This window comes from Variovorax sp. W2I14, assembly GCF_050435205.1.
In the GTDB taxonomy this organism is placed as follows: Bacteria; Pseudomonadota; Gammaproteobacteria; order Burkholderiales; family Burkholderiaceae_C; genus Variovorax; species Variovorax paradoxus_C.
In genome coordinates, this window is sequence record NZ_JBNDJX010000001.1 from 6,741,320 (window position 1) to 6,756,642 (window position 15,323).

General features: G+C 66.1%; 16 protein-coding genes and 1 pseudogene. 12 read left to right on the forward strand and 5 right to left on the reverse strand.

The features are described from left to right. The first annotated feature begins 97 nt into the window (after positions 1 to 97). The 9 genes from QF040_RS31400 to tatC all read left to right on the forward strand — a co-directional run bounded on the left by QF040_RS31400 (position 98) and on the right by tatC (position 5,053). Positions 98 to 934, forward strand: coding sequence for a D-hexose-6-phosphate mutarotase (locus tag QF040_RS31400; protein WP_429614191.1), 837 nt, complete (start codon positions 98 to 100; stop codon positions 932 to 934). Between the two features lie 22 nt (positions 935 to 956). Next, complete coding sequence (hisF, locus tag QF040_RS31405; protein ID WP_013539724.1) at positions 957 to 1,736, forward strand: imidazole glycerol phosphate synthase subunit HisF; 780 nt, start codon at positions 957 to 959, stop codon at positions 1,734 to 1,736. Between the two features lie 117 nt (positions 1,737 to 1,853). After that, entirely contained in the window at positions 1,854 to 2,243 is a 390-nt protein-coding gene (gene hisI / locus QF040_RS31410; RefSeq protein WP_013539725.1) for a phosphoribosyl-AMP cyclohydrolase, read from the forward strand. Beyond that, the gene (locus QF040_RS31415) at positions 2,240 to 2,626 is read left to right on the forward strand and encodes a phosphoribosyl-ATP diphosphatase (protein WP_429614192.1); all 387 of its coding nucleotides are present in this window, start codon (positions 2,240 to 2,242) and stop codon (positions 2,624 to 2,626) included. The genes hisI and QF040_RS31415 overlap by 4 nt, the downstream gene beginning before the upstream one ends. A gap of 11 nt (positions 2,627 to 2,637) precedes the next feature. Next, complete coding sequence (locus QF040_RS31420; RefSeq protein WP_429614193.1) at positions 2,638 to 3,027, forward strand: DUF4870 family protein; 390 nt, start codon at positions 2,638 to 2,640, stop codon at positions 3,025 to 3,027. Then, positions 3,017 to 3,376, forward strand: coding sequence for a histidine triad nucleotide-binding protein (locus QF040_RS31425; RefSeq protein ID WP_013539728.1), 360 nt, complete (start codon positions 3,017 to 3,019; stop codon positions 3,374 to 3,376). The genes QF040_RS31420 and QF040_RS31425 overlap by 11 nt, the downstream gene beginning before the upstream one ends. A gap of 65 nt (positions 3,377 to 3,441) precedes the next feature. Further along, positions 3,442 to 3,696 (forward strand): Sec-independent protein translocase subunit TatA, encoded by a 255-nt coding sequence (gene tatA, locus QF040_RS31430; RefSeq protein WP_013539729.1) that lies wholly within the window; start codon positions 3,442 to 3,444, stop codon positions 3,694 to 3,696. A gap of 13 nt (positions 3,697 to 3,709) precedes the next feature. Beyond that, positions 3,710 to 4,168, forward strand: coding sequence for a Sec-independent protein translocase protein TatB (gene tatB / locus QF040_RS31435; protein ID WP_429614194.1), 459 nt, complete (start codon positions 3,710 to 3,712; stop codon positions 4,166 to 4,168). 75 nt (positions 4,169 to 4,243) lie between these two features. Next, a complete protein-coding gene (tatC, locus tag QF040_RS31440) occupies positions 4,244 to 5,053 on the forward strand; it encodes a twin-arginine translocase subunit TatC (protein WP_306880138.1) in 810 nt (269 codons plus the stop codon). Positions 5,054 to 5,188: 135 nt separating this feature from the next. On the opposite strand, the gene QF040_RS31445 is transcribed toward tatC, so the two are convergent. Next, entirely contained in the window at positions 5,189 to 6,349 is a 1,161-nt protein-coding gene (locus QF040_RS31445) for a S1C family serine protease (protein WP_307685912.1), read from the reverse strand. Between the two features lie 296 nt (positions 6,350 to 6,645). Here QF040_RS31445 and QF040_RS31450 point away from each other — a divergent pair, with 296 nt between their 5' ends. The 3 genes from QF040_RS31450 to pdxA all read left to right on the forward strand — a co-directional run bounded on the left by QF040_RS31450 (position 6,646) and on the right by pdxA (position 9,885). Beyond that, positions 6,646 to 7,998 (forward strand): MFS transporter, encoded by a 1,353-nt coding sequence (locus QF040_RS31450; RefSeq protein WP_429614195.1) that lies wholly within the window; start codon positions 6,646 to 6,648, stop codon positions 7,996 to 7,998. Then, on the forward strand, positions 7,995 to 8,768 hold the full coding sequence (locus QF040_RS31455) for a Nif3-like dinuclear metal center hexameric protein (RefSeq protein WP_429614196.1): 774 nt from the start codon (positions 7,995 to 7,997) through the stop codon (positions 8,766 to 8,768). Before QF040_RS31450 ends, QF040_RS31455 begins: the two co-directional genes overlap by 4 nt. A gap of 61 nt (positions 8,769 to 8,829) precedes the next feature. Continuing rightward, positions 8,830 to 9,885 carry a 4-hydroxythreonine-4-phosphate dehydrogenase PdxA gene (gene pdxA / locus QF040_RS31460; protein WP_429614197.1) on the forward strand — a complete coding sequence of 352 codons (1,056 nt, stop codon included), beginning with the start codon at positions 8,830 to 8,832 and terminating at the stop codon, positions 9,883 to 9,885. A gap of 8 nt (positions 9,886 to 9,893) precedes the next feature. Here pdxA and mscL read toward each other — a convergent pair whose 3' ends face one another. The 4 genes and pseudogenes from mscL to QF040_RS31480 all read right to left on the reverse strand — a co-directional run bounded on the left by mscL (position 9,894) and on the right by QF040_RS31480 (position 15,262). Further along, entirely contained in the window at positions 9,894 to 10,328 is a 435-nt protein-coding gene (gene mscL / locus QF040_RS31465) for a large conductance mechanosensitive channel protein MscL (protein ID WP_307599002.1), read from the reverse strand. Between the two features lie 59 nt (positions 10,329 to 10,387). Then, a complete protein-coding gene (locus QF040_RS31470; RefSeq protein ID WP_429614198.1) occupies positions 10,388 to 11,662 on the reverse strand; it encodes a hypothetical protein in 1,275 nt (424 codons plus the stop codon). Between the two features lie 178 nt (positions 11,663 to 11,840). Continuing rightward, positions 11,841 to 12,890 (reverse strand): annotated as a pseudogene (locus QF040_RS31475) (tetratricopeptide repeat protein); the annotation flags it as partial. A 158-nt stretch (positions 12,891 to 13,048) separates the two neighbouring features. Beyond that, positions 13,049 to 15,262 (reverse strand): YadA-like family protein, encoded by a 2,214-nt coding sequence (locus QF040_RS31480; protein WP_429614199.1) that lies wholly within the window; start codon positions 15,260 to 15,262, stop codon positions 13,049 to 13,051. Between the last annotated feature and the right edge of the window lie 61 nt (positions 15,263 to 15,323).

A 15,323-nucleotide genomic window follows, 5' to 3' on the forward strand; every position in this document is an offset into this window, starting at 1 on the left:
GCAAGCAGGCACAGGGTATCCAAAGAGGAGCGGGGCGCGCAATGGCTTCCAGTGCCAATTCCGTGCCATGACACGGGCGCTGCCTACAATTCCTCACATGGAAATCACCCCGATCGAGTTGCGCGGCCAGCCCGCGATCCGAGCCCTTGGCGCAGACGGCAGCACGTTGACCGTGGCCCTGCATGGCGCGCAAGTGCTCTCGTGGACCACGGCCGACGGAGTGGAAAGGTTCTATGTCAGCCCCCGCGCCGTGTTCGACGGCAAGACCGCGATCCGCGGTGGCGTGCCCGTATGTTGCCCGCAGTTCAACATGCGCGGCATGCTGCCCAAACATGGTTTCATGCGCAATCTGCCTTGGGAGCCGCAGGGCGCCGGCGCCTCGGGCGACACCCTGGCATTCCGGCTGCGCGACAACGAGGCCACCCGCGCGCTCTGGCCGCACGCTTTCGAGGCACGCCTCGATATGACGTTGGCTCCCGGCCAGTTGCGCATCGCGCTCACGCTGACCAACACCGACCCCGCGCCCTGGGCCTTTGCCGCGGCGCTGCATTCCTACCTTCACGTCGACGATATCGCCCAGGTGCGGCTCGAGGGCCTCGAAGGCGCCAACCGCTGGGATTCGCTGCGCGACGACCGCCATGTGGAGACCGCTGCCGCATTGCGGTTCGATGCCGAGTTCGACAGCGTCTATGTCGCGCCCGCAAAACCGCTGCGCCTCGTGCAGCCGGGCGGCACGCTCGAAATCTCGCAAAGCGCGAGCTGCACCGAAACCGTGGTGTGGAACCCGGGCGCCGAACTCTGCGCCAAGCTGGCCGACATGCCGGCCGACGGCTACCGCCACATGCTCTGCGTCGAGGCGGCCCGCATCGACGAACAAGTGACCCTGGCGCCCGGCGCCCAATGGCAGGGCTGGCAACAGCTCACCGTTCTCTGATTTCCTTCCGGTTCAAATTCCCATGCTTGCCAAACGCATCATTCCCTGCCTCGACGTCACCGGCGGCCGTGTCGTCAAGGGCGTCAACTTCCTCGAACTGCGCGATGCCGGCGACCCGGTCGAGATCGCAGCGCGCTACAACGCACAGGGCGCCGACGAGCTCACCTTCCTGGACATCACCGCCACCAGCGACGGGCGCGACCTGATCCTGCCGATCATCGAGGCGGTGGCTTCGCAGGTCTTCATTCCGCTCACCGTCGGCGGCGGCGTGCGCACCGTGGCGGATGTGCGCCGGCTCCTCAATGCGGGTGCGGACAAGACCAGCTTCAACTCGGCCGCCATCGCCGATCCGCAGGTGATCAACGATGCTTCGCAGAAGTACGGCTCGCAGTGCATCGTGGTGGCCATCGATGCCAAGCGCCGCACGCCCGAAGAGGCGGCCACGCGCGGCCCGGGCTGGGACGTGTACAGCCACGGCGGCCGCAAGAACACCGGCATGGACGCTGTGCAATGGGCCACCGAGATGGCGCGCCGCGGCGCGGGCGAAATCCTGCTCACGAGCATGGACCGCGACGGCACCAAGAGCGGCTTCGACCTCGCACTGACACGCGCGGTGAGCGATGCGGTCAGCGTGCCGGTGATCGCATCGGGCGGCGTCGGCAACCTGGACGACCTGGCCGACGGCATCCAGACCGGCGGCGCCGATGCGGTGCTGGCGGCCAGCATCTTTCACTACGGCGAACACACCGTGGGCGAGGCGAAAGCCCGCATGGCGGCGCGGGGCATCCCTGTCCGGATTTAAGGCTCCTTCGTGGGATACCGCGGAACCGGCTTTGCCGGGCCGCTGGTATCGCCCCCTTCGAGGGGGGAGGAGAAGCGACACGAAGTGCGCGAAGCCTGGGGGTGGGACAATACTTCCATGAATTGGCTCGATGAAGTGAAGTGGGACGCGAACGGCCTGGTGCCCGTGATCGCGCAGGAACAAGGCAGCAACGACGTGCTGATGTTCGCCTGGATGAACCGCGAGGCGCTCGAGAAGACCGCCGAGCTGGGCCGTGCGGTGTATTTCAGCCGCTCGCGCAACAAGCTCTGGTTCAAGGGCGAGGAATCGGGCCACGTGCAGACCGTGCACGAGATCCGCCTGGATTGCGACAACGACGTGGTGCTGCTCAAGGTCACCCAGCTGGGCCACGAGCCCGGCATCGCCTGCCATACAGGCCGCCACAGCTGCTTCTTCAGCAAGTACGAAAAAGGCCAGTGGACCGTGGTCGAACCGGTCTTGAAAGACCCGGAGTCGATCTACAAATGACCGGCGCCGTGAACAACAACACCTCCGATGCCCTCGCACGCCTGGCCGCGGTCATCGAGACCCGCCTGCCCGCGAATGGCGGCGACCCCGAGAAGAGCTACGTCGCGCGCCTCCTGCACAAGGGCCCCGACGCCTTCCTGAAGAAGATCGGCGAGGAAGCCACCGAAGTCGTGATGGCCGCCAAGGATGCCGATCACGGCGGCGACCGCTCGAAAATAGTGAACGAAGTGGCCGACCTGTGGTTCCACACCATGGTGGCGCTTGCGCACTACGGTTTTTCGCCGGCCGAAGTCGTCGCGGAGCTCGAGCGCCGCGAGGGCACCAGCGGCATCGAGGAAAAGGCCCTGCGCAAAGTGCAGGCCCGCGAGGCATCCAACGATTGAAAGGACATCCCATGCCCAACGACATCGTGAACGTGGAACCCGACGAATCGCTCAAGACCTGGGGCTGGGTGAGCTACATCCTGCACCTGATCGTGGCCATCGGCGCGGTCGTGCCGGGGGCACAGGCTTCCATTGCCATCCTGCTGGTGGCGCTGGTGATCGACTTCGTCAAGCGCGACGACGCGGCCGGCACCTGGCAGGCTTCGCACTTCAGCTGGCGCATCCGCTCGGTGCTCTGGGCCGGCCTGCTGTACATCGTCACCTCGTGGCTCTGGCTGCTGTTCTTCGTTCCGGGCTGGATCGCTTGGAGCCTGATTTCGCTGTGGTTCCTGTACCGGATCGTGAAAGGCATGATCCGCATGAACGACAACCGCCCGATGGAACCCAAAGATGTCATCTGATCCGAACTGCGTTTTCTGCAAAATCGTCGAAGGCAAGATCCCTTCGCGCAAGGTCTACGAAGACGAGGACCTGTTCGGTTTCCATGACATCGCGCCCTGGGCGCCGGTGCATTTCATGCTGGTGCCCAAGAAGCACATCGCCTCGATGGCGCAGCTCACGCCCGATGACGCCGCGCTCATGGGCAAGATCATGACCCTGGCGCCCAAGCTGGCGCTGGAGCAGGGCTGCAGGCCCTATCCGGACGGCGGCTATCGCGTCGTCGTCAACACCGGCACCGAGGGCGGGCAGGAGGTTCACCATCTCCATGTGCACGTCATGGGCGGTCCCCGGCCATGGCTTCGCGGCTGAACTTCGTTAAGCCAAACTGTCACATTTCGACCGACTAAAATCGGACACATTCTTAGGAGTCTTCCATGGGTTCTTTTTCTATCTGGCACTGGCTGATCGTGCTGCTCGTCGTGGTCATGATCTTCGGCACCAAGAAGCTGCGGAACATGGGTTCGGACCTTGGTGGCGCCGTCAAGGGCTTCAAGGACGGCATGAAGGATGCCAACGGCAATCCCACCACCGACGCAACCGCCGCTTCGTCGGCCCCCGCGGCGCAAGTGACCGGCCAGCCGGCCAACAGCGACAAGACGATCGACGTCGAAGCGCGTCAGAAGTCCTGAGCGCGGACCGCACGTGCTCGACCTCGGCATTGAGAAGCTGGCGCTGATCGGCGTCGTGGCGCTGATCGTCATCGGGCCGGAGAAGCTGCCGCGCGTGGCTCGCACGGTCGGCACCTTGCTCGGCAAGGCGCAGCGCTACGTGAACGACGTCAAGGCCGAAGTCAACCGCTCGATGGAGCTGGACGAGCTCCGCAAGATGAAGACCACGGTGGAGGAGGCGGCGCGCGACGTCGAGAACAACATCCACACCGGCGCGAGCGAATTCGAAAAGCAGTTCTCCGGCTCAGGCGAAACGCTCTCGGCCCTGGCCGAGCCCGAAGCCGCGGTGCCCGAGTACAAGCACCCCCGCAAGAACTGGCGCCTGAAGCAGGGCGCCACGCCGAATTGGTACAAGGCGCGCAACGGCGTACGGACCAAGGCGTTGTCGGGTGCGGCGCGGGTTGCCCGCTTCCGTCCCCACAAGATCAACTAGCGCTTCAACACCCCGCACACCCCCGCGTCTCTCGCTTGCCGCACGCCGGCCGAAGCCACGCACTTTCCTTTCCCCATGGCCGATTCCGACGACAAGAACAAAGACAAAGAAGACGAGCTGGCGGGCACCGAGCAGCCGTTCGTGCAGCACCTGGTCGAGCTTCGCGACCGCCTGCTCTACTGCGTCTACGGCTTGGCCGTCGCCGGCATCCTGCTCGCTATCTGGCCCGGACCGGGCGGACTGATCGACCTGATCGCAATGCCCATCCGCGCACACATGCCGCCGGATGCCAAGCTCATCGCCATTGGCGTGTTCTCGCCGTTCTTCGTGCCGCTCAAGGTGCTGATGATGACGGCCGTGCTGCTGGCGCTGCCGTGGCTCATGTACCAGGCCTGGATGTTCGTGGCGCCGGGGCTCTACAGCCACGAGAAGCGCTTTGCCCTGCCGCTCATCTTCTTCGGCAGCCTGCTGGCGTACGCGGGCATCGCCTTCGTGCAGTTCTTCGTGCTGGACAAGATGTTCAGCTTCATCCAGAAGTTCACGCCGGCCGCGGTGGCGGCAACGCCCGACATCTCGTCGTACGTGGAGGCGATCCTCTCGCTCTACATCGCGTTCGGCGTCGCCTTCCAGGTGCCGATCGTGGTGATGCTGCTGGTGCGCTTCGAGATGGTGACCATCGAGAAGCTGAAGTCCTTCCGTGGCTACTTCATCGTGGTGGCCTTCGTGGTGGCTGCGGTGCTTACGCCGCCCGACGTGGTGTCGCAACTCGCGCTGGCGGTGCCGATGTGCCTGCTGTACGAGGTGGGCATCATCGGTGCGCGCTATTTCGCGATGGGCAAGAAGCCCGACGAAGAAGAAAACGCCGACTCTTCGGCGTCCAGCTGAAATTCAAGGGCTCACACCAAGCCCAGTCTTTTCTGAAAACACCGCGGAGCCGGCTTCACCGGCCGGGCCGCTGGTGTTGTCCCCGATAGGGGGTAGGCGAAGCGACACGAACTGCGCCGAGCCTGAGGACCCGTCCTACTCCTGCTGATTGGGCACTTGCCGGGCCGGGCTCTTCGGCCGGAGCCCCGGCGTCACATCCAGCTCCATCTTGTCGCTGCCGCGCTGCAGCGCAAAGCGCGCGGTGTCGCCGGGCTTGAGGCCCGCGACGGCGGTCAGCAGGGCCTGCACGTTGTCGGTCTTCTTCTCGCCCACCGAGGTGATCACGTCGCCCGGCCGGATGCCGGCCTTGGCGGCTGGGCCGTTCTGCAGCACGCCGGTGATGATCACGCCCGCATCGGCCTTCACGCCGAAGGTCTCGGCCAGTTCGGGCGACAGGTCGTTCGGCTCGACGCCGATCCAGCCGCGGCGCACCTGGCCTTCCTTCACGATGCCTTCCAGCACGATCTTGGCCATCGACACCGGAATGGCGAAGCCGATGCCCATGCTGCCGCCCGAGCGCGAGTAGATCGCGGTGTTGATGCCCTGCAGGTTGCCGTTGACGTCGATCAGCGCGCCGCCCGAGTTGCCGGGGTTGATGGCCGCATCGGTCTGGATGAAGTTCTCGAAGTTGTTGATGCCCAGCTGGTTGCGGCCGAGCGCCGAGACGATGCCGCTGGTCACCGTCTGGCCGACGCCGAAGGGGTTGCCGATGGCCAGCACCTGGTCGCCCACCAGCAATTCGTCGGAGTTGCCCAGAACGATCACCGGGAGCTTGTCGAGCTCGATCTTCAGCACCGCCAGGTCGGTGTCGGGGTCGGTGCCAATCACCTTGCCGCGCGCGTGGCGGCTGTCGTTCAGGGTCACTTCGATCTCGTCTGCGCCCTCGACCACGTGGTTGTTGGTGAGGATGTAGCCGTCGGTGCTCACGATCACGCCGCTGCCCAGGCCCACCTGGGGCTGGTCGGCCTGGTCGCCGAAGAAGAAGCGGAACCACGGGTCGTTGCTGCGCGGATGGCGCTGCGCCGCCTTGCTGGTGTTGATGCTCACCACCGCCGGCGAGGCCTTCTTGGCGGCAGCGCTCAGACTGCCGACAGCGGGCACGCTCGGGGCGCCGGCCGGCGCCTCGACGATCGACACCACGCCGCCGAGCGAGGTCGAGCGCTTGTTGATCCACTCGGGCTTGAGCGTCGCGACGACGAAATAGGCCGCCAGCAGGACGGTCACGGCTTGGGCAAAGAGCAGCCAGGTGCGTTTCATGAAAACTTGATGAAAAGACGTTCGAAGGCGCCGCGCGGGGCAGCGATGTGTGGGATTGTCCCTCAATGGGCTTGACGATAGACCGCGCCGCGCGGTCGAGATTGGCAAGCGCCGGCTACGGAAATACGGGATAACCCTTAGCATCGCGCAGCGATCCCACCCGGTTCCCACCTTTCAGGCCTCCCGCACTGCCCACCCGGTGGATGCGGCCAGGCATATCCTCGTCGCGCGATTTCCCCGTTTTCCCACCCGGTTCCACGGCTCCGGCGCGCGCGGTCACGATTTTCCTGCCAGCCATGACTTCAGAAGCAACCCTCGCGGACGGCGCCAAGCCCGCTCCGGCACGCACGCTCGACGCGCGCGACTACAAGACCCTCGCCCTCTCGGCCCTCGGCGGAACGCTGGAGTTCTACGACTTCGTCATCTACGTCTTTTTCGCCACGGTGCTGGGCGGGCTTTTCTTCCCCGCCGACATGCCCGACTGGCTTCGGCAACTGCAGACCTTCGGCATCTTCGCAGCCGGCTACCTCGCCCGCCCCGTGGGCGGCATCGTCATCGCGCATTTCGGCGACCTCCTGGGCCGCAAGCGCATGTTCACGCTCTCGATCTTCCTGATGGCCGCGCCCACGCTGGTCATCGGCCTCCTGCCGACCTACGCGAGCATCGGCGTGGCGGCGCCCCTCCTGCTGCTGGCGATGCGCGTGCTGCAGGGCGCGGCCATCGGCGGCGAAATGCCCGGTGCCTGGGTGTTCGTCGGCGAGCACGTGCCGGCCAAGCGCTACGGATTCGGCATCGGCACGCTGACCTCGGGCATCACCGGCGGCATCCTCTTGGGTTCGCTGGTCGCGGTAGCCATCAATCGCCATTACTCGACCGAGCAGGTGAGCGATTTCGCCTGGCGCATTCCCTTCATCCTGGGTGGCGTGTTCGGGCTGGTGTCGGTGTACCTGCGCCGCTTCCTGCACGAGACGCCGGTCTTCAAGGAGCTGGCCGGCCTGAAGTCGGTCGCCCGCGAGCTGCCGCTGCGCACCGTGCTGCGCGAGCACCGCCTGGCGTGCGTGTACGTCGCGCTGCAGACCTGGGTGCTGTCGGCCGCGATCGTGGTGGTGGTGCTCTACACGCCCACCTACCTGCAGAAGGTGCACCACATTCCGGCCGCGCTGGCGCTCGAAGCCAACGCGCTCGCGACGCTGACCCTGACCATCGGCTGCGTGCTGGTCGGCTGGCTGAGCGACCGCATCGGCACGCGCGCGGTGATGCTCGTCGGCTGGGGCGGCCTCTTCGCCACGGCCTACCTGTTCTACACCGGGCTGCCCGGTACGCCGGCCACGCTGTTCTGGCACTACGGGCTGGTGGGCCTCTTCGTGGGCACCATCGCCACGGTGCCGATCGCCGGCGTGCGCGCCTTCCCGGCGCCGGTGCGCTTCACTGGCCTTTCGTTCGCTTACAACATGTCGTATGCGGTCTTCGGCGGGCTCACGCCGGTGATCCTCACGCTCTGGCTGCAGCACGACACGATGGCACCGGCGCACTACGTCGCGGCACTCGCGGCGCTGGGTTTCCTGCTTGCCCTGTGGCCACTGGCCGCGCGCGGCCATGCCATGCGCGATGGCGTGGGGGCCCCGGGCAGCGCGACAATGTCGCGATGAGCACCACACGCCACGAACTGCTCCACGCATTCGACCTGTTGCTGGCCCCCGGGCGCTTCAAGGACTACGGACCCAACGGCCTGCAGGTCGAAGGCCGCACCGTGGTCCGGAAGATCGTCTCGGGCGTGACCGCCAGCCGCGCGCTGATCGAGGCCGCGATCCACGCCGAGGCCGATGCCATCTTCGTCCACCATGGCCTGTTCTGGCGCGGCCAGGACGGCTGCGTCACCGGCTGGATGAAGCAGCGCTTGGGCCTCTTGCTCGGCGACGACGTCAATCTCTTCGCCTACCACCTGCCGCTCGACGCGCATCCGGAGCTGGGCAACAACGCGCAGTTGGGACTGCAGCTCGGGCTCGTGGCGCACGCGGGGTCGAGCGGACGCTTCGGGGAGCAGGAGCTCGGCTTCCTCGGTGCGCGCGAAAACGGCGAGAACTTCGCCAGTGCCAAGGCGCTGGCCACGCACGCAGAGCAGGTGCTCAAGCGCCCGGTCACGCTGCTCGATACGGCGCACCGCCCCATCAAGAACATCGCCTGGTGCACCGGCGGCGCCCAGGGCTACTTCGAAGCGGCCATTGCGGCCGGCGCCGACGCCTTCATCACCGGCGAGATCTCCGAACCCCAGGCTCACTACGCGCGCGAAATGGGCGTGGCCTTTCTCGCCTGCGGGCACCACGCGACCGAGCGCTATGGCGCACAGGCCGTGGCCGCGCACGTGGCGGCGCAGCTCGGGCTGAAGCACGAATTCATCGACATCGACAACCCGGCATGAGCGCAGCGCCGGGCCGCCCCAAGCAAGCGCGCACCGCAGCGCGGAGCGCGGAGGTTTTCGAATGAGCGGAGCCATCGCCATCACATTGGGCGATCCCGCGGGTATCGGCCCCGAGATCATCGCGAAGGCCTTCCGCAACGCACCCGATGCGACCCGGGGTGCCTTCGTGGCCGGCGACGTGGCCACGGTACGGCGCGCTTCGCAGGCGCTGGCCGGGCCGGGCCAACCGGCATGGCCCGTCGCGGAGATCGAGACCGTGGCCGAAGCCGCCAGCGTTCCGCCCGGCTGCATCCCGGTGCTGCAGGTGATCGCGCCGCCGGCCAACATCGTGCTCGGCCAGATCAGCGCGGAGGCCGGCCGCGCGGCGGGCGATTGCGTGGTCTGGGCCGCGCGGGCTGCGCTGCGTGGCGAGATCGCCGCCATCGTGACCGCGCCGCTGCACAAGGAGGCGCTGGCCGCAGCCGGCTTTCCTTATCCCGGCCACACCGAGCTGCTGCAGGCCGAGGCGGCCGCGCACCTGGGGCGCAGCGTGGCCGACGTGCCGGTGCGCATGATGCTGGCCAATGACGAGCTGCGCACCGTGCTCGTGAGCATCCACATGTCGCTGCGCGACGCCATCGAGGCGGTGCATTTCGAGGGCGTGCTGCAGACGCTGCGCATCACGCACCGTGCGCTGTCCCACGCGCTGGGACGCGCGCCGCGCATTGGTGTCGCGGGCCTCAATCCGCATGCGGGCGAGGGCGGCCTTTTCGGTTCGGAAGAGCGCGAAATCATTGCGCCGGCCATCGCCGCCGCGCGCGCCGAAGGCATCGACGCCAACGGGCCGCATGCGCCCGACACCGTCTTCATGCGCGCTCGCGCCCGGCACGGCGTGCCCGACAGCGGCGTGCCCGACAGCGGCGAGTTCGATGTGGTGATCGCGATGTACCACGACCAAGGCCTGATCCCGGTCAAGTACCTCGGCGTGGAGAAGGGCGTGAATGTGACGCTGGGGCTGCCGCTGGTGCGCACCAGCCCCGATCACGGCACCGCGTTCGATATCGCGGGTACCGGGCTCGCCGATGCGTCGAGCCTCGTCGAGGCGCTCCGCATGGCGAGGGCGCTCGGGAGCGCCTGAGAGTCTTCTTAAGAAGGGCGCTTCAGGCTGTCGCGGATTTCGCGCAGCAAGGTGATGTCTTCCGGCGTTGCGGCCGGCGCAGCAGGTGCTGCCGCCTCGGTCTTCCGCAGCCTGTTGATCTGCTTGACCATCATGAAGATGATGAACGCCAGGATCACGAAGTTCACCGCCACGGTGATGAAGCTGCCGTAGGCCAGCACCGGCACGCCGGCTTTCTTGAGGTCGGCCAGCGTGTTCGCCACGCCGGCAGGCGCTGTGCCGAGCACCACGTAGAGGTTCGAGAAATCGAGCTTGCCGAACACCACGCCCACCACCGGCATGATGATGTCGGCAACCAGCGAGTCGACGATCTTGCCGAACGCCGCGCCGATGATCACGCCGACCGCGAGGTCGATGACGTTGCCCTTGACGGCAAATTCCTTGAATTCACTGAGGATGCTCATGATTCAAAAGGCTGCTGGAGCTCTGCTGTTGAAGGAGTGCCGAGTATGCCCGCGATTGCTCACTTCTCCAGAGGGCGGAGGGCAACGCCGATGTGCGCCGGCGGCAACCCTTCACGGCTGCGCGCGGCAATTTGCCGGAAGCCGTCTTCCAGGTGCCGCACGAAGCGCGGCGTGTCGAAGTAGCCGCGGCGCGCGTCCTTCGCTTCCGAAAGCCGGCCGCGCAGCACGGCCAGTTCGTCCCGATGCGTGGCGTAGTGCACGGCCTTCTCGACGTATTCGTCGTGGGTCGTCGCCACCAGTTCCGGCAGGCCGATGGCGCCCAGCAGGCTGCCCGCCATGCGCGACACCATCGTCGTGCCGGTGAGCGCAAGCAACGGCACGCCGGCCCACAGCACATCGTTCGCGGTGGCACCGCTGCTGTAGGGAAAGGTGTCGATGAACAGGTCGGCCAGGCCGATGCGCGCCAGGTGCCTGTCGATCGGCATGCGCGGCGAAACGATGAGGCGTTCTGCCGGCAGGCCGGCCGCCTCCCACTGCGCGCGCAGGTTCGTCTCGAAGCCGTTCGGCCCCTGCGCCAGCCAGAGCACCGCATTCGGAATGCGCCGAACGATGCGCACCCAGGCCGCGAAAGTCTCCGGCTGGATCTTGAAGGACTGCGAGAAATTGCACAGCACGAACGCGTCCTCGGGCAGCCCGTGGTCGGCGCGCGTGGCCTTCTGCGGATTGGTGGGACGCTGCGAGTCGATGACCTGGAAGGTCTCGGGCAGGCGCAGCAGCTTCTCGGAATAGCAGTCTTCCGTGCCGGGTGGCGAAAGGAAGTTGTCGGAGACCAGGTAGTCGTAGTTCGGCGTGCCACTGGTGCCCATGTAGCCCAGCCACATGAGCTGCGCCGGCGCCGCGTGGTAGGCCATCACCTGCGGCTTCGCGCCGCGCGTGTCGCCCGAGAGGTCGATGAGGATGTCGACTTCGTCCTCGCGGATGCGCTCGGCCATCTGCTGGATCGACTGGCCTTGCATGTCCACGAAATGCTCGACGGACGAAGCGATGCGCGCGCGGGCCGGGTGCCCATCGTCGGGTCCGTACGAATACGCGAACACCTCGAAATCCTTGCGGTCGTGCCGGGCGAACAATTCGGCCGTGAGATGCGCGACCGGATGGTTGCGGAAGTCGAACGAGTAGTAGCCCACGCGGATGCGCGGCGACGTGCGCAGCGCGCCTGCATCGGCAAACGGCTGGATGCCCACGTTCCTGTCGGCCAGCGCGGCGGAGCGTTGCGTCCAGGCCATGAGGCGCCGGGCATCGTCGTAGTTGGACATCAGGATGAACGACGACACCGTCTGGTCGTTGCCCGGGGTGTCCAGCAGCGTGCGCGATTTTTTCGCGCAGTTCGGGCACGCCGCGCCAGTCGGCGATGTGGGCCTTTTCGCCCAGCATCCAGACCATGGCGGGCATGAAGTTCGGGTCGTCGCGCAGGCACTGCTCGAACTGCGCAATGGCCGCCTCCGACTGGCCGGCCATCACGTAGGTCACGCCCAGGTTGCATCGTGCGAGCACCTGTTTCGGATGCACTTCGAGTGCCTTCTTGAGCACCTCGATGGCGGTGTCGAACTGGCCGAGCCTGAAATTCACCGTGCCCAGGTTGTTCAGCAGCAACTCGTGCTCCGGCAGGCTGTCGAGTGCGATCTTGTAGAGCTCGGCCGATTCCGCGAAGCGCATCGACACGCCCTCGAGCGCGCCGCAGACGCCGTAGAGCGCCGCCACGCCTTCGGGATCGGACAGCGCCTTGTGGCGCTCCTCGGCCGGCCAGTTGCGCATGGCGTGCTGCATGGGCGCGATGGCGTCCCCCGGGCGGCCGGCGCTGAGCAGCGCGCGCGAAAGCAGGTACGAGGCCTCCAGGTCGCGAGGGTCGGCCGCTGCCAGTTCGAGCGAGGCGAGGGCGCCTGTCCAATCCTTCTGGTGCGCGCGGATCTTGCCGATGTTCTTGTGGGCCGCCGTGTAGTTCGCGTCGAGCTTCAGGGCCTGCTGGAAGTGAAGGACGGCTTCGTCGAAGCGATCCTGTTCCATGTCGATCGCGCCGGCGTTGTTCCATGCGGCGGGCGCTTGTGGTGCGAGGCGCGTGGCGTCGGCCGCGGCTTCGCGTGCCTGCCTGAACTTCTTTTGCTGGCGGTAGACCGCCGAAAGATTGATGTACGCCTCGGGGTAGTTCGCAAATGCCTTGATCGCGCGGCGCAGGTCCTGCTGCGCTTCGGCCAGCAGGTTCAGGTGCATGAAGATCGTCGCGCGGGTATTGAAATAGAAGTGATGCGGCGACTGCGCGATCGCCTGGTTCACATGGTTGAGCGCCAGCCGGGGCCGGCCTTGCCGGTACAGCGCTTCGCCCGTCAGGTGCAGCGCGTCGGCATGGCCGGGGAATCGGGACAGCAGGGCCTGGTAGATCTGCAGCGCTTCCGAAAGGCGGCCCTGCCGATGCAGCGCGAGGCCTTGCTCCAGCAGCGCCGAGGCGTCGGCCTTGGCGTTTTCCTTGAAAGTGGCGGGTGCTGGCGCGATGGAAGAGGTGGTCATGAGGCTGTGTGAAGGACGGATCGCAGGGACACCAGGCACATCGGCCCCGACCCTTTGCGGCAGCAAAAAAAGACCGGTCACCCAGTATAGGTGCCGGCCTTCGATTTCATCCTTGGCAAGCACCCCGGCGCGCTCGCGCCGCGGGTGCACGGAACGGATTACCAGGACCAGGAGGCGCCGATGCCGCCGCCGACCTTGCCGTTGTTGCCGCTGCCGAAGTTCACCTTGATCTGGGCCGATTCGCTCAGGCGGAAGCTCGCAGCAGCGGCGACTGCCGAGCGGCCGTCGTAGGAGCCCACGCCCACGCCGATGCCGAAGCTCTTGCCCGCTTCGAGCGCCGGCACCGAGGCGGCAGCCAGGGCGATGGCCGCGCCGGTGCTGCTGGTCTTGCGCATGTCCTGCACTTCGCTGCGAACCTGGTTCAACTGCGACATGTTGGCTGCGTCCGTCGGCAGGATGCCGGGCGCCACGTTCTGCACGCGCCCGTTGGCCACCATGCCGTTGCCGGCCGTGATCGAACCGCCGGCCGTCACGTTGCCGGTGACGTTCACCGTGCCTGCGTTCAAGGTGGTGACGTTGCCGGTCACCGCGTTGATCGTCGTGATGTTGCCGGTCTGCGTGTTCAGCACCGTGATGTTGCCGTTGGCCGCCGTCAGCGTCTGGAAGTTGCCGGTGTTGGCATTCACGGTGGTGGCGTTCACCGTGCTCGCATTGACCGTGCTGGCGTTCACCGTGGTCGCAGCCACTGTGTTGGCGGTCAGCGCGTTGATGGTTGCGCTGGCTGCCGACTGGTTGGTGGTGCTGACGTTGGTAGCGCTGATCGTGTTGATCGTGGCGCGGCTTGCCGTCAGGTTGGTGGTGCTGACGTTGGTGGCACTCAAGCTGTTGATCGTGCCGTTGCTCGCCGACAGGTTCGTCGTGCTCACATTGGTCGCGCTCAGCGTGTTGATGGTGCCGCTGTTGGCCGTCAGGTTGGTGGTGCTGACGTCGGTGGCGCTCAGGGTATTGATCGTGCCGCTGTTGGCTGTCAGGTTCGTGGTGCTGACGTTGGTGGCGCTCAGCGTGTTGATCGTGCCGCTGTTGGCCGTCAGATTGGTGGTGCTGACGTCGGTGGCGCTCAGCGTGTTGATCGTGCCGCTGTTGGCCGTCAGGTTGGTGGTGCTGACGTTGGTAGCGCTCAACGTGTTGATCGTGCCGCTGTTGGCCGTCAGGTTCGTGGTACTGACGTCGGTGGCGCTCAACGTATTGATCGTTCCGCTGTTGGCTGTCAGGTTCGTGGTGCTGACGTTGGTGGCGCTCAACGTGTTGATCGTTCCGCTGTTGGCCGTCAGGTTCGTGGTGCTGACGTTGGTGGCGCTCAACGTGTTGATCGTGCCGTTGTTGGCGGTCAGGTCGGTGGTGCTGACGTTGGTGGCGCTCAGCGTATTGATCGTGCCGTTGTTGGCCGTCAGGTTCGTGGTGCTGACGTTGGTGGCGCTCAGCGTGTTGATGGTGCCGCTATTGGCGGTCAGGTCGGTGGTGCTGACGTTGGTGGCGCTCAGCGTGTTGATCGTGCCGCTGTTGGCTGTCAGGTCGGTAGTGCTGACATTGGTGGCGCTCAGCGTGTTGATCGTGCCGCTGTTGGCCGTCAGGTCGGTGGTGCTGACATTGGTAGCACTCAGCGTATTGATCGTGCCGTTGTTGGCTGTCAGATCGGTGGTGCTGACATTGGTGGCGCTCAACGTGTTGACCGTGCCGCTGTTGGCGGTCAGATTCGTGGTGCTGACATTGGTCGCACTCAGCGTGTTGACAGTGCCATTGGACGCCGTGAGGTTGCTCGTGCTGACGTTGGTGGACGTGAGCGACGAGATGCTGCCGTTGCCCGCCGTGATGTTCGCCGTGTTGATGTTGGTGGCATCGACGTTCGTGCCGAGGATGTTCGTGGCGGTCACGCCGGTGGCGAGGATGTTGGTCGACGTCAGCGACTGGATCGTGCCGTTGCCCGACGACAGGTTGCCGGTGGTCACGTTGTTTGCGCTCAGCGTGCCGAGCGTTCCGTCGGCGGCCGAAATGCTTGCCGAACTGATGCTGGTTGCGGTGACGGTGCCGGCGCTGACGCTCGATGCGGTCAGGCTGGTTGCCGTCAGGTTGGGCGTCGAAATACCGTCGGCGGACGTCAGAACGCCGTTGTTGCCGCTCGTGATGTTGAGGATGCCCAGGCCGGGAGGATCGACCACGACGGCGACACCGCCGACGGCCACTTGAGCGTATGCAACCGGCAGCGTCATCACGTACCCCGCACCTACCAACACAGAGGCCAGAACACGGCTGATTCCCGCGGGGCGAATGCTGCGGGAACCGGGGTTGGAAGCGGAGCGCTTGGGTGTAGTCATCTGACTGTTTCCTTGGTGGTTGGGCGACAACTTCGCGAGCCCCGACGTGCCCGGGTTAACC

Coding starts and splice junctions, on each gene's coding strand:
- mscL (WP_307599002.1), bottom strand. CDS start 10,328: ATGAGCATCCTCAGTGAATTCAAGGAATTTGCCGTCAAGGGCAACGTC.
- QF040_RS31420 (WP_429614193.1), top strand. CDS start 2,638: ATGCCCAACGACATCGTGAACGTGGAACCCGACGAATCGCTCAAGACC.
- pdxA (WP_429614197.1), top strand. CDS start 8,830: ATGAGCGGAGCCATCGCCATCACATTGGGCGATCCCGCGGGTATCGGC.
- hisI (WP_013539725.1), top strand. CDS start 1,854: ATGAATTGGCTCGATGAAGTGAAGTGGGACGCGAACGGCCTGGTGCCC.
- QF040_RS31480 (WP_429614199.1), bottom strand. CDS start 15,262: ATGACTACACCCAAGCGCTCCGCTTCCAACCCCGGTTCCCGCAGCATT.
- tatC (WP_306880138.1), top strand. CDS start 4,244: ATGGCCGATTCCGACGACAAGAACAAAGACAAAGAAGACGAGCTGGCG.
- QF040_RS31415 (WP_429614192.1), top strand. CDS start 2,240: ATGACCGGCGCCGTGAACAACAACACCTCCGATGCCCTCGCACGCCTG.
- tatA (WP_013539729.1), top strand. CDS start 3,442: ATGGGTTCTTTTTCTATCTGGCACTGGCTGATCGTGCTGCTCGTCGTG.
- QF040_RS31445 (WP_307685912.1), bottom strand. CDS start 6,349: ATGAAACGCACCTGGCTGCTCTTTGCCCAAGCCGTGACCGTCCTGCTG.
- QF040_RS31450 (WP_429614195.1), top strand. CDS start 6,646: ATGACTTCAGAAGCAACCCTCGCGGACGGCGCCAAGCCCGCTCCGGCA.
- QF040_RS31425 (WP_013539728.1), top strand. CDS start 3,017: ATGTCATCTGATCCGAACTGCGTTTTCTGCAAAATCGTCGAAGGCAAG.
- QF040_RS31400 (WP_429614191.1), top strand. CDS start 98: ATGGAAATCACCCCGATCGAGTTGCGCGGCCAGCCCGCGATCCGAGCC.
- hisF (WP_013539724.1), top strand. CDS start 957: ATGCTTGCCAAACGCATCATTCCCTGCCTCGACGTCACCGGCGGCCGT.
- QF040_RS31455 (WP_429614196.1), top strand. CDS start 7,995: ATGAGCACCACACGCCACGAACTGCTCCACGCATTCGACCTGTTGCTG.